Here is a 12,970-nt window from a genome sequence, read left to right as displayed (position 1 = left end):
ATCAACCTGTCAATCTCATAGATAAAAATTGAAGGGAGTCATTTTTTGACTCCCTTTTCTTATCTAAAACAAACCATGTATTTGCGCATCGATCTTATTGATGATAAACCTGAGGTCTTCGGGTTTATCGGGAAAATTCAGATTGTCAACGTCAATAATTAGCAGCTTACCTAACTTGTAGCCTTCAATCCATGCCTCGTAGCGTTCATTAAGGCGCTGGAGATAATCGAGGCGGATATTTTTTTCGTAATCGCGTCCGCGTTTCTGGATTTGCCTTACCAGCGTTGGTACAGTGGCACGAAGGTAAATTAGCAAATCGGGCGGCTTAACCAGTGAGGTCATAAGGTTGAACAGGGAAAGGTAGTTGTTAAAATCGCGGGTGCTCATCAATCCCATGTCGTGGAGGTTTGGAGCAAAAATATGAGCATCCTCGTAAATGGTTCTATCCTGAATAACATCTTGGCCGCTACGGTGAATCTCCACTATTTGACTAAACCTGCTGTTTAGGAAGTAAATCTGGAGGTTGAAGCTCCAGCGCTGCATATCCTCGTAAAAGTCGTTAAGGTATGGGTTTTCATCAACATCCTCGTACTGAGGTTTCCACTTGTAGTGCTTGGCCAGTAAACCCGTAAGGGTAGTTTTGCCAGAACCAATATTACCCGCAATGGCTATATGCATAACTTAAAATAATTACTTAAGGTTGGTAATTCGCGTTTTCGTTTCTAAAGATACAAATTGGATTTCAATCGGCAAGGTAAAACAGCTTGTAGATTGATGAATGTGTCAAAAATGTAAATAAATCCTATCTATTTTGATGACTACTTACTTTTTAGCTGGTTATGAATGGCAAGCAGCTCATCGATATACTCGCGAGTATTCGAAAGCCGAGGAACTTTATTCTGCCCACCCAATTTACCGCGCTGGCGCATCCATTCAAAGAATGTCCCCTGAGCGGCCTGCGTAACCACTGGAAAATCGAGCGTTACATTTTTGGCGCGTTTTGCCTCATAGTCGGAATTGACCTCACAAAGCGTTGAGTCAAGAACTTGTGCAAACTCCTCGATGCTGCTTGGCTGTTTTACAAACTCAATGAACCATTCATGGCATCCCTTACGGTCAGTTCCCATGTAAACGGGAGCAGCCGTGTACTCAGCAACCAATGCTCCGGTAGCCTTACAGGCTTTTTCAAGTGCACGCTCAGCGTTTTCAACAATAACCTCTTCGCCAAAAACATTGATGAAGTGACGGGTTCTGCCAGTAATCCTGATTTTATGAGGATGTTTTGAGGTAAATGTAACCGTATCGCCAATTAGGTAACGCCAAAGGCCTGAATTGGTGGAAATGACCATGGCATAATTCCTTCCAACCTCAACATCGGCAATGGTAAGGGCTGTTGGATTAGGTTTGGTAAGCTCATCGAGAGGAACAAACTCATAAAAAATACCGTAGTCGAGCATAAGCAACATGCTATCCGACACAGGGTCGTCCTGAATGGCAAAGAAACCCTCGCTAGCATTATAAGTTTCCATGTAGTGCATGTTAGGCGATGGGATAACTTTTTGAAATTGTTCCCTGTATGGGGCAAAACTTACTCCGCCATGCATGAAAAGCTCAAGGTTTGGCCATATCTCAAGCAAGTTTCTTTTGCCAGTGTAGTTTAACAGGTGCTTAATCATTACCAGATTCCATGAAGGGACACCTGCCAGGCTGGTAACATTCTCGTTAAGGGTCTCGTGAGTGAGTTTCTCCAGTTTCTCTTCCCAATCGGGTATTAATGCCACTTTTTGGCTTGGGGTTCTGATAAACTCAGCCCACCAGGGTTGATTTTCAATCAGAATAGCCGATAAATCGCCGTAAAAGGAATTCATGTTAAAGTTATCAACCTGGTGGCTACCGCCCAGGGTAAGTCCTTTTCCGCTTAACAAATTGTTTTCAGGATAAAGGTTCATGTAAATGGCAAGCACATCGCGAGCCCCCCTGAAATGGCAATCTTCCAACGCCTCGTTGCTAACTGGAATAAACTTACTCTTGCTTTGGGTAGTTCCCGATGACTTGGCAAACCACTTAATATCGGTTGGCCAAAGCAACTTTTCCTCGCCCTGCCTCAACCGTTCAATGTATGGTTTAATGGTTTCGTAGTCAACAAGGGGTACTCGCTTCTGAAATTCATCAATGGTCCTGATGCCATCAAAGCCATATCGTGCTCCGTACTCCGTTTTTGAGCCTTGTTTTAAAAGCTCAAAAAGCACATCGCGTTGCACCTCAAAAGGGTATTTCCGGAAAAGGTCGATGCTGTATAAGCGCTTAGTGTTTACCCAGTTCAGGATAGAGTTGAGTAAAGGCATAATCAAAAAATTATCAACTCAAAACTAAGTCATTTTGCCCAAAAATCAAAAGGGCTAAAGCTTGAAGGTAATACCCACGCCAAAAATCTCCTTAAACTGAACACGAGGCCCGCTGCTATCAATCACGCCATCGTTGTTGGTATCCTTACTAATCTTCACCTTGTCATCGTAGATTAGCTGGGTTGCCAGGTTAACATTGATGTACTTGTTAACCTTCATAATTACAAGCGTTTCCCAGTTAACAACAACGTTTTGTGGGTTATCAAGGTAGTTGGAGAATAGGTCGAGCTTAGTGGTAAAGGTGAGATTTTTTAGCCATTCGGCCTTAAAGTCATTCTTGGTGTAAACCACTCTCACGTAACCGCCAATTTCCTCTCTGAGTGTTTCCCCTTTTTTTACGCCAAATGCTCCTGCATTCGATAGCATGGTGTCCGTAACAAAGGTTAGCTTTCCGGTTAACGGCGCTGCAAAAACACTCAGGTGGGTGTTAGGTTTATAATCCATACCCAATGCCCCAACCAGGTATGCCGGAGCAAAAAAGTTCGAAATTTTCAGACGGGTACTATCGGTTGGGTATTTATAGCCGGTAGTGAATTGGGTTTTAAAGTTCAGTAAAACAGCATAGTAAAAGTTTTTGAAGGCTTCACGTCCAAATTTTGACATTAAGTCAATTTTATCGTCGGTTTTTTTTGTGTACTTAACACCCTCCTGGCTCAAAAACCCGTAACCCAAGTCAATAGTGTTATCCCATGCAGTTTTGGGACTTTTGTAGCTAACAAACCCTGTAAAAACGGTATTTAGTGCAAATGAGCTTTGTCCGCCAGCCGCCCAATTGGTTAACGAGGTCTGGTTGGCATTAATTCCCAGGGCCAGCCCTTGCTTCCATCCGGAAAGCGAATCGGTTTTAATCTCTTTAAGCTGATTTTCAGCGTCGGTTACCTGAGCGTTTACAGTAATGGTAAGTACTACTGACAGGATAGTGGTAAGTAATTTAGTCATGGCTGTTTGAATTATTCATTAATTTACGCTAAAATACTAATTATTATGGAAAAATATTCATTTCAAAGCTGTAACTTTGCGGGCTAATTTTTTGGGGATGAAGGGCATCAGAAACATTGCAATTATTGCGCATGTGGATCATGGGAAAACCACGCTGGTGGATAAAATGATCATTCAGGGTAAACTTTTTAAAGATCACGAGAACCCGGGTGAGCTGATTTTGGATAGCAACGACCTGGAGCGTGAGCGTGGCATAACCATTCTGGCTAAAAACGTATCGGTAAACTACAAGGGTTACAAAATCAACATAATTGACACCCCAGGCCACAGCGATTTTGGAGGCGAGGTTGAACGCGTTCTAAACATGGCCGACGGTGTGCTGCTTCTGGTTGATGCCTTTGAGGGGACTATGCCCCAAACCCGTTTTGTTCTTCAAAAAGCCTTAGCCATAGGCTTAAAACCCATTTTGGTGATAAACAAGGTTGATAAGCCAAACTGTCGCCCTGAGGAGGTTCAGGAGCAGGTTTACGAACTAATGTTCAGCCTCGATGCCTCAGAGGAACAGCTCGAGTTCCCTACCATATACGGAAGTGCCAAACAGGGATGGATGAGCAGCGACTGGCGGAAGCCATCAAACGATATAACCCCTCTGCTTGATTGTATTATTGACTATGTGCCAGCCCCAAAACAGCTAAAAGGCACGCCCCAACTTCTTATTACATCACTCGACTACTCAAACTATGTTGGCCGGATTGCCATAGGCAAGCTGCACAGGGGAACCCTAAGGGCAGGCCAAAACGTATCGTTGGCAAAGCGAAACGGTCAGGTAGTACGAACAAAGATCAAGGAGCTACTCGTTTTTGAAGGCCTTGAACGCAAAAAGGTTGACGAGGTAAGTTCAGGCGATATCTGTGCCCTTGTTGGCATTGAAGGGTTTGACATTGGCGATACCATAGCCGATTACGAAAACCCCGAGCCACTTCCTACCATTGCCGTGGATGAGCCTACCATGAGCATGCTCTTTACCATTAATAACTCACCGTTCTTTGGTCGCGATGGGAAATACGTTACCTCGCGTCACCTAAAGGATAGGCTAATGCAGGAGCTAGAAAAAAACCTAGCCCTTCGGGTTGAGGAAACCGATTCTGCCGATGCCTTTACCGTTTACGGTCGTGGAGTACTCCACCTTTCCGTGCTTATTGAAACCATGCGTCGCGAAGGGTATGAGCTTCAGGTTGGTCAGCCCAAGGTAATTATTAAGGAGATAGATGGAGTAAAGCACGAACCCATTGAGTACCTAACCATTGATGTTCCTGAGGATGTGTCAGGAAAGGCTATTGAGCAGGTTACCCGCCGCAAGGGTACACTAATCTCAATGGATCGCCGCCACGACCGTGTTCATCTTGAGTTCGAGATACCCTCGCGCGGTATTATTGGGCTCCGTAACATCATTCTAACGGCTACTGCCGGCGAAGCCATCATGGCGCACCGCTTTAAGGCATTTGAGCCCTACCGGGGCGAGATTGAAACCCGCACCAATGGTTCACTAATTGCCATGGAGAGCGGTACTGCGTATGCTTACGCCCTGGGCAAGCTACAGGATAGGGGTAGGTTCTTTATCGATGAGCATGAGGAGGTTTACGCAGGCCAAGTGGTTGGCGAGAATAACCGCTCAGGCGATATTGTTGTTAACGTTACAAAATCCAAAAAACTTACCAACATGCGCGCCTCAGGTTCCGACGAAAAGATTTTCCTTGCTCCCCCCATCAAGTTTAGCCTTGAGGAAGCACTTGAGTACATCCAGGAGGACGAATACGTTGAGATTACCCCTAAAGCCATACGCCTACGAAAAATCTACCTCGACGAAAACGAGCGTAAACGTAGGGCTAAAGCATAGCGGAACGGTACTTTTTTGATGAATATTTTTAACTTTTTTTGGGTTGAATTGATTTTTTATAACTTTGCACGTTGATTTTGTGAGAAAGTGGCAAGTATTTTAGGCGCATATTCAATTAGCTACAAGGGACTTAAGCTTGGCAAACACTCGTTTGATTTTGAAATAAACAACGATTTTTTTGCTGAGTTCCCTGAGGGTGAGGTTAAGGAAGGCACGCTCACAGCAAAAGTTATGATGAACAAGCAGAATAACCTGCTTGAATTTGACATAGTGATAAAAGGAAAGGTAAAGGTTACCTGCGATAGGTGCTTGGAACAATTCTTCCTGCCAATTGAGTACAAGGGTTTTCTTGTGGCAAAAATTGGAAACGAGGAGATTGAGGATCAAGCCGATATAATCTTCCTAACCGAGGATGACCATGAGGTAAACCTTGCCCAGTACCTGTACGAGAGCATTCACCTGAGTCTACCGCTAAAGCGGTACCATGGGTTAAAAGGATCCAGTATTGAGGATTGCGATCAGGAAATGCTAAAGTACATCAAGTTTGAAGACGATGACCAGGCTGAGGTTGACCCTCGCTGGCAGGCTTTAAAGGATTTGTTGAACAATAATAACTAAGTTGGACTATATAATTTGTTGAAAAATGGCACATCCGAAATCACGAATCTCTAAACAGAGAAGGAACAAGCGTAGAACTCACTACAAAGCCGAAGCTCCAACCCTTTCAACATGTTCAAACTGCGGAGCAGCAGTTGAATATCACAGGGTTTGCCCTGAGTGCGGCTATTACCGTGGTAAGTTAGCAATCGAGAAGGCAGTTAACGCCTAAAAATGAATTTCATAAACCCCTGCATTGATGATTAGAATTGGCGTTGATGCAATGGGCGGCGATTTTGCACCCGATGCTGTTGTATCGGGTGCAGTTTTAGCCCTCAAGCATCTTAATGCCGATGAGCGCATTGTGCTTTTCGGTGACCAGCAAAGGATTCTTGAAATCCTTGCCCGTGAAAATGCAAATCCTACCGATTTTGATATAGTTCACACCTCTGAGGTGATTGAAATGGGCGATCACCCATCGAAAGCGTTTGCCAAGAAAACCGATTCCAGTATAGTTAAAGGCTTTATGGCTTTGGCTGCTGGCAAAATTGATGGTTTTGCAAGTGCTGGCAGCACTGGAGCCATGATGGTTGGCGCTTTCATGGTAATAAAGCAAATACCCGGTGTTATACGTCCCGGAATTGCCGGTTTTATCCCTGTTTCCGAAAGTAAGCTTAATGTTATTCTCGATGTGGGTTTAAACCCCGATTGCCGTCCCGATGTACTTTACCAGTATGGTAAACTGGGTTCAATTTACGCCCAGCAAGTGCTTGGTATTGAAAACCCAAGGGTTGCCCTACTGAATATTGGCGAGGAGGAGGAGAAAGGCAACCTGGTAACCAAAAGCGCCTTTGAGATGATGAAGGACTCAACCGATTATACCTTTGTTGGAAACGTTGAGGGCCATCACCTATTCCACGATAAAAAGGCCGATGTGGTAGTTTGCGATGGGTTTGTGGGTAACGTAGTACTCAAGGAGGCTGAGGCGTTCTACCACCTGCTTAAGAAATTTAGCCCTGAAAATAAGTTCATTGAGCGTTTTAACTCCGAGAACTACGGTGGTACGCCAGTTCTTGGGGTTAATAAACCCGTTATAATTGCCCATGGAGCATCGAGCCCCGTGGCTATAATGAATATGATTAAACAAACCCGCGAGGTTATAGTATCGGACCTTTGCGAAAAAATTAAACAAGCATTTATGTAGCTATGGGAAAAATTACTGCCGCAATTACTGGCGTTGGAGGATATGTGCCAGAGTATATCCTCACCAACGAGGAGTTAAGTAGAATGGTCGATACCACCGATGAGTGGATAATGACCCGTATAGGTATTAAGGAGCGCCGAATACTAAAGGGCGAAGGGCTTGGAACTTCCGATATGGCAGTTCATGCCGTTAACGAGCTGCTCCGTAAAACCAACACCCACCCCGATGAGGTGGACATGCTAATTTGCGGCATAGTAACCCCCGACATGCAGTTCCCAGCTACCGCTAACATTATAAGCGATAAGTGCGGGATTAAGAATGCTTTTGGTTACGATATGAATGCAGGCTGTTCAAGTTTCCTATATGCTTTGGTTACAGCATCAAAGTTTGTGGAGTCGGGTTCACATAAAAAGGTTGTAGTGGTTGGCGCCGACAAGATGTCGTCCATAACCGATTACACTGACCGCACCACCTGTCCCATTTTTGGCGACGGAGCAGCAGCTGTGCTCCTAGAACCTAACCATGATGGCTTTGGCGTTATTGACGCTAAGATGCAGGTTGATGGTTCAGGACGCAAACACCTTCACCAGGTAGCCGGTGGTTCATGCTACCCTGCTTCGTTCGAAACTGTAGCCAAGCGCCAGCACTTCATTTACCAGGAGGGCCAACCCGTGTTCAAAGCTGCTGTTTCAAACATGGCCGATGTGTCGGTTGAGATGATGGAGCGCAACAATATCAAGCCTGAGGATTTGGCTTGGCTTGTTCCACACCAGGCAAACATGCGAATAATTGAAGCAACCGCAAATCGCATGGGAATTGACAAGGATAAGGTGATGATTAACATACAGCGCTACGGCAATACAACCAGTGCCACAATCCCTCTATGCCTTTGGGAATGGGAATCGAAACTTCGCAAGGGCGATAATATAATTATTGCAACCTTTGGTGCTGGGTTTACCTGGGGCGCAGCCTATGTAAAGTGGGCGTACGATGGTGATAAAGTAGCAAAGTAAAATATTGTTTTCAACAAAAAAGCCGGGCTAAACCCGGCTTTTTTATTATTTGGTGTTTGAGTCTAACATTACTTATGCAGTATTTCCTGAAGTTTTCGGGTTTTATCAATTACATCATCTGTTAAGCGATGAACCGAAGTGGTAGCGCCTGATATTGCATCAATTTCTTTGCCTACCGTCAGCGTATTTTTTCCGTTGTAGCCAACAAATTGATTTAACCAACTCTTTAGGGTGATTTCCTGGCCATGAGTGGCCTCAAAACTATAAATCTGAAGCGAAAGAATTTTACCCGACCTGTCGAAAAGGATAAAGTAATCAAAGTACTCCGACCCATTGGCATTAACATTATCATCGGAAGCCTTGCAACCTTCGGTTCTGCATGTAAATACCCTTCCTACATAGGAAAATGAAACCGGGTTAGCATTGGTATAAGTGAAGAATTTACCTGTTTTATAGGTCATTATCTCCTTGGCAATGGGCGTTTGACTCCCGCTAATTTTTTTGATCTCCCTATTAAGCTGTTTGGGCTCAAAGTTGATTTCAGAGCCAACCTGTAGGCTAAGTAAGACCCCAATAATACCCATAAATAGTTTCATAACAAAAGATTAAAAATTCACTCCTATGCCCGCATTAAATGTCTTGCTAAAGGAGTTTTCGGCTTTGGATTTATAGAACTGTAAATCAGCCTTAAGTACTACTCCTTTTTCTAAGGCGTAGGTCAAGCCTGTGGTGATGATAGTATTACTATAGCTTTTATTTGTTACAACTGGCTCCTCAACTGAATGGTGAGTGTTGTAGGCCTCATAACGAATAAAGGGCATTAGGCTTTGCTTAGTGTCAGCCAATAAGTGAAATATATCATAACCAACCTCAACGTAGTAACCGAGCATAGCACTTCCTAAATCGTTAAGTTTGGTACCAGTCTTGGTAAATACATTATACTCATTGGTATTAGAAAGTGAAATGTAGTAAAGTTGGCCTGTAAGCTTAACGCCTTTGAAATTGTAACGAGTATCTAAACCAACCATTGATATTCCAACAACCGATGAGTCGGCCCTTTGGATTTTTGCGAGGCTATCCTTACTGAGGTTCGAGTAAAGTTTACTATTCGATTTACCAAAATAGCCCGATAATCCAACATTAAGATTTCTAACCCCATAAAACTCCAATTTACCAGTAAATGCAGGTTGGTTCATGTAAGCCTTTGATGCTTTTTGACGGCCCTCCCTAAGCCCCTTACTACCGGAAAACATAGCATTGGTTCCATCGTAACCATTTAATCCGTTTACTACATAGAGCTGATACCGGGTTTTAGCCTGATAAACATTCCCTTGGAAGCCTAGCCCTACCTCGCGCCAGGTTGTGGGCGCAATTTTGTTGTCGATAATCGGGCGTTCAACACCATTGAAAGCGGTTGGTTCATGGTACTCATTAATAATACCCATTGGCACTAGCAGTACTCCAGCTCTAAAGTTTGCATACCTGTTTAACTTATACTGAATAAACATTTGCTCAACCCAAACCTCCCTGGCATACTCAATTTCAACTTCGGTTACAAACTGCGTTTTACTGGAAAAATTGTAACCAAAGAACAGCACCATACGGTGGGCATCAAGCGTACCTAGGTTGTGGGTGTTGCTCTTTAACGGTTGATTGTAGTGAACCTCACCGTATCCCCCAATTTGAAGACCCGGTTTACTGTTCATTAATGCTTGAGCAGTATTTTGCTGCTGATTGGGAATGGTATCGATTTGGGCCTTAAGACCAAACGAAATCACAAGTAAACCAAATACATACAAAACTCTTTTCATAACGGCATTATTGTTAATTGTTTTCGCAGCAAATTTATTTAGACTAATTCTATTTTATGTAAAAATAGTATTGATGTTTATCAATCAACACTATTTAGAATAGTGACTCCAACAACATCCTGAACTTGCTAAAAAATAATATTCTAGGTGTGCAGAGGGTGGTGTTTGAATTTTAAGGTTAAAGGATAAAGGGTAAAAATTTAAAATTTCAGATTTCAGATTCAAGATGTTAGGTAATCTCTCTTATGCCATCAATTATCAACCATCAACTATCAACAAAATTGGTATCACAGGGTTACAAAGTGTAACACGGTGTTATACAGAATGGCAATCACGACATTGAGCAACGAGCAACAATCAACGCCTCCAGCCCCGTAGGGGCTAAACATTTGTAACTCCATAACTACTCCCACCCGTATAGCGATGCACGCAATGGTATACCAAAGAGTAAGGGTAAATCGTTGCATCGCAACAGAAGAGCATACCAAAGAGCGGTTCCCTTAGAATCAATAAAAAGGGAATGAAGGAGTATTCAGATGCTTCGGCGAGCTCAGCATGACAGAGATATTTTGTGGCGGATTTTAAAAAGAAAAATGAGTATATTACAAAATAAATATTCCTAACAATTAGTCATTAATTCTAGTTTTTGTTTTGGGAATTATGCTTTATTTGACAATTAAAGGGGTAAAGCCTTGGCTATTACCCCTTAAATGAACGATGAAATAAAAAGTCTATTTCTGTCTAAAAATACCGAGTACCCCAATAATACTTCCAGCGTCAGAGGTTAATGGGTATAAGCTTACTGAGCCTTTCATCTCCTGACCGTTGGCAAAGGTGAGTGAAATCTTGCGGTCAACTACCGGGCTTTTCTTGCGAGCAACATCCTCGGTTAAATCCCAAAGTTTACGGGCAGTATCCTCAGGCAAGAGGTCAAACTCGCTTAAACCAATTGCCTCCTCAACGGATGATAGGCCAAGTAGGGGAACTAATGAATTGCTTATCCGGCGGTAGCGACCGTCGGCATCCTTCTGGAAGATGAGGTCGCTTGAATTCAGGAGTAAGCTTTCAAGAATAGTTTTATCCTCGCGAAGTTGGGCTTGGATTGTTTCCTGCTCGTGACGCTTGCGCTCCATCTCCTCCTGGGTAGCATGTAACTCTTCCATGTTCTGGCGCATCTCCTCTTCCTGCGCCCGCATTTCCTCAGCTTGCTGTTGGGTTTGGGTTAAGAGTTGAGCCGTACGCATATTTATTTTAACGCTTGCAAGGGTTGCGGCAATGCTAGCAGCTAGCTTCTCAATAAAATCAATCTGATATTTCTGGTATGGTGTGAAAGTGGCTAGCTCAACTACTCCCTGAACAATATCGTTTGCTATAAGGGGTACTATAAGCACGCAACGCGGATTTTCCTCGCCCAGCCCTGAAGTTATTTTGATATAGTCGCGCGGCACATCAACCATTAAAATGGTTTTCTTCTCAACGTAGCATCGTCCAACGAGCCCCTCGTTCGGCAGCACTGTTTTTTCCATCAGCTTACGACGGTTATATGCGTAGCATGCAGTCATTTCAAGAACTGTATTGTTGGGGTCGTTCTCGTTAACAATAAACATACCCCCCTGAATTGAACCTGTGTAACTTACCAGATTCTTAATTATCAGGTAGGACAGTTCCGTGATATTATCGTTATGCTGGCGGAGTACTTCACCGAAAAGCGCCATTCCTTGTGTAGCCCATATCTGTTGCTGCTCTTCTTCCTTGCGTTTTTCCTCCTGCTCACGGGCTTTAATTAAGCTCCGCTGCATCTCGGTTAATGCTTTTCCTAGCTTGTCCTTCTCACTGAGCAACTTAAACTCGGTATCGAGTTTTCCCTCACCAATTTCGCGGGCAAATTGCTCGGTATAGTTTAATCCGTCAATTAGCTTGTTAGCCGAACGCGACATCTCCTCAAGCTCATCGCCAGTATGCAGGTATATTTTTTTATTCACATCAATATCGCCTTGGGCTATACTGTTAAGTAACTCAGTGGTGCGCTTTATAGGCTTTGAAATTCGAGCTGAGATATACCAAATGGCAAAAGCTTGTAGGATAATGCCGAGAATAAAAACAAGAATAGTGGAGAACACTGACCGGCGAGCGTCTTTAACAATTTCCGACATGGGAATGGAAAGTATTAGCCCCCATGAGTTGGGCGATTCACCCGGCTGCAATATGCTAAGTATGTTGAGGTATTCCATTCCGGAATTGTAGGAGAAAAAGAAATGGTTTTGCTTATCCTTTACCTTTTGGGTAAGCGCAAACTTCGACTCAAGCTCAGGGTAAATATTAGCAAAGTATTCCTTAGCGTTTTCAGGGTTTGAATCGGCAATAATACGACCATCTCCAGCAATCAGGCTAACATTTGTGCCTGGATAGGGTTTAATTTTTTCAATATCGGTTTGGAACTTCTCCAGCGAGATATCAACGCCGCCAAGGCCAGCAAATTTACCTTTTACCCTAACCGGTACACTAAGGCTGGTTGCTAGCACTTCTTTACCACCATACACAAAGGTGTATGGGTCGAGCAACATCTCACAGTTGCAGGTTTTTGATGCGTAGTAGTTGCTGGTAACAATATCACCTGTAATATTTTTATGCTCAATATCAATGCCTACCTGTCCGTTGCTAAGGTACGCTGTTACTGAGCGTCGGCCGTAATCTTTTGTATAACCTGGACGGAACGCAGAGTATTCAATTGAATACCATACCGTAAGGTATCGGGGATTGTTTGAAACCTGATTTCGCAGAATATTGAAAAAGATAGAATCGAGGGTAACAGTATCGAATTTAGGGTAGATGTAAAGGGCATGAGCCAGGGCTCTTGAAAAACCCATATCCAAATCGAGTTCCGATTTTAATCGGAAAGCCGATTTTTGGGCTTCGGCCTGTGCAATCTTAATGGCATTATCGCGAGCAATACTGTTCACCCTTATGCTTATGAATGAGCCTATTACAATCATTATTGCTGCCGAGGTGGTTAAAACCCAAAGCAAAAGCTTGGCACCTATTCGCATCTTTATTTTGTCGGCACTAATGTTCAATTTTCCAATTCTCATGTTGCCTAGTATGTT

General features: G+C 43.4%; 11 protein-coding genes. 5 read left to right on the top strand and 6 right to left on the bottom strand.

The window, feature by feature from the left end; translation table 11 throughout:
- Window positions 1-63 precede the first annotated feature (63 nt).
- The 3 genes from WHS63_RS09720 to WHS63_RS09710 all read right to left on the bottom strand — a co-directional run bounded on the left by WHS63_RS09720 (window position 64) and on the right by WHS63_RS09710 (window position 3,344).
- On the bottom strand, window positions 64-678 hold the full coding sequence (locus WHS63_RS09720; RefSeq protein ID WP_445204944.1) for a deoxynucleoside kinase: 615 nt from the start codon (window positions 676-678) through the stop codon (window positions 64-66).
- A 140-nt stretch (window positions 679-818) separates the two neighbouring features.
- Window positions 819-2,345 carry a GH3 auxin-responsive promoter family protein gene (locus tag WHS63_RS09715; protein WP_445204943.1) on the bottom strand — a complete coding sequence of 509 codons (1,527 nt, stop codon included), beginning with the start codon at window positions 2,343-2,345 and terminating at the stop codon, window positions 819-821.
- A 54-nt stretch (window positions 2,346-2,399) separates the two neighbouring features.
- Window positions 2,400-3,344, bottom strand: a complete 945-nt coding sequence (locus WHS63_RS09710) for a DUF3078 domain-containing protein (RefSeq protein ID WP_445204942.1) — start codon at window positions 3,342-3,344, stop codon at window positions 2,400-2,402.
- A gap of 97 nt (window positions 3,345-3,441) precedes the next feature.
- Here WHS63_RS09710 and typA point away from each other — a divergent pair, with 97 nt between their 5' ends.
- The 5 genes from typA (at window position 3,442) to WHS63_RS09685 (ending at window position 8,055) form a co-directional block, all read left to right on the top strand.
- A complete protein-coding gene (typA, locus tag WHS63_RS09705) occupies window positions 3,442-5,241 on the top strand; it encodes a translational GTPase TypA (protein WP_445204941.1) in 1,800 nt (599 codons plus the stop codon).
- Between the two features lie 87 nt (window positions 5,242-5,328).
- Window positions 5,329-5,859, top strand: coding sequence for a YceD family protein (locus WHS63_RS09700; RefSeq protein ID WP_445204940.1), 531 nt, complete (start codon window positions 5,329-5,331; stop codon window positions 5,857-5,859).
- 25 nt (window positions 5,860-5,884) lie between these two features.
- Complete coding sequence (gene rpmF / locus WHS63_RS09695) at window positions 5,885-6,070, top strand: 50S ribosomal protein L32 (protein WP_369489376.1); 186 nt, start codon at window positions 5,885-5,887, stop codon at window positions 6,068-6,070.
- Window positions 6,071-6,097: 27 nt separating this feature from the next.
- A complete protein-coding gene (locus WHS63_RS09690) occupies window positions 6,098-7,042 on the top strand; it encodes a phosphate acyltransferase (protein WP_445204939.1) in 945 nt (314 codons plus the stop codon).
- Between the two features lie 2 nt (window positions 7,043-7,044).
- On the top strand, window positions 7,045-8,055 hold the full coding sequence (locus WHS63_RS09685; protein WP_445204938.1) for a beta-ketoacyl-ACP synthase III: 1,011 nt from the start codon (window positions 7,045-7,047) through the stop codon (window positions 8,053-8,055).
- A 68-nt stretch (window positions 8,056-8,123) separates the two neighbouring features.
- Here WHS63_RS09685 and WHS63_RS09680 read toward each other — a convergent pair whose 3' ends face one another.
- From WHS63_RS09680 to WHS63_RS09670, 3 genes are all read right to left on the bottom strand, one after another.
- Window positions 8,124-8,651, bottom strand: a complete 528-nt coding sequence (locus WHS63_RS09680) for an FMN-binding protein (RefSeq protein ID WP_445204937.1) — start codon at window positions 8,649-8,651, stop codon at window positions 8,124-8,126.
- Window positions 8,652-8,660: 9 nt separating this feature from the next.
- The gene (locus tag WHS63_RS09675; RefSeq protein WP_445204936.1) at window positions 8,661-9,866 is read right to left on the bottom strand and encodes a hypothetical protein; all 1,206 of its coding nucleotides are present in this window, start codon (window positions 9,864-9,866) and stop codon (window positions 8,661-8,663) included.
- Window positions 9,867-10,597: 731 nt separating this feature from the next.
- Window positions 10,598-12,955, bottom strand: a complete 2,358-nt coding sequence (locus WHS63_RS09670) for a GAF domain-containing protein (RefSeq protein WP_445204935.1) — start codon at window positions 12,953-12,955, stop codon at window positions 10,598-10,600.
- Between the last annotated feature and the right edge of the window lie 15 nt (window positions 12,956-12,970).

This window comes from Tenuifilum sp., assembly GCF_037481895.1.
Classification (GTDB): domain Bacteria; phylum Bacteroidota; class Bacteroidia; order Bacteroidales; family Tenuifilaceae; genus Tenuifilum; species Tenuifilum osseticum.
Note: the sequence above shows the minus strand (reverse complement) of the source record. Positions and strands in the feature narration are given on the sequence as shown.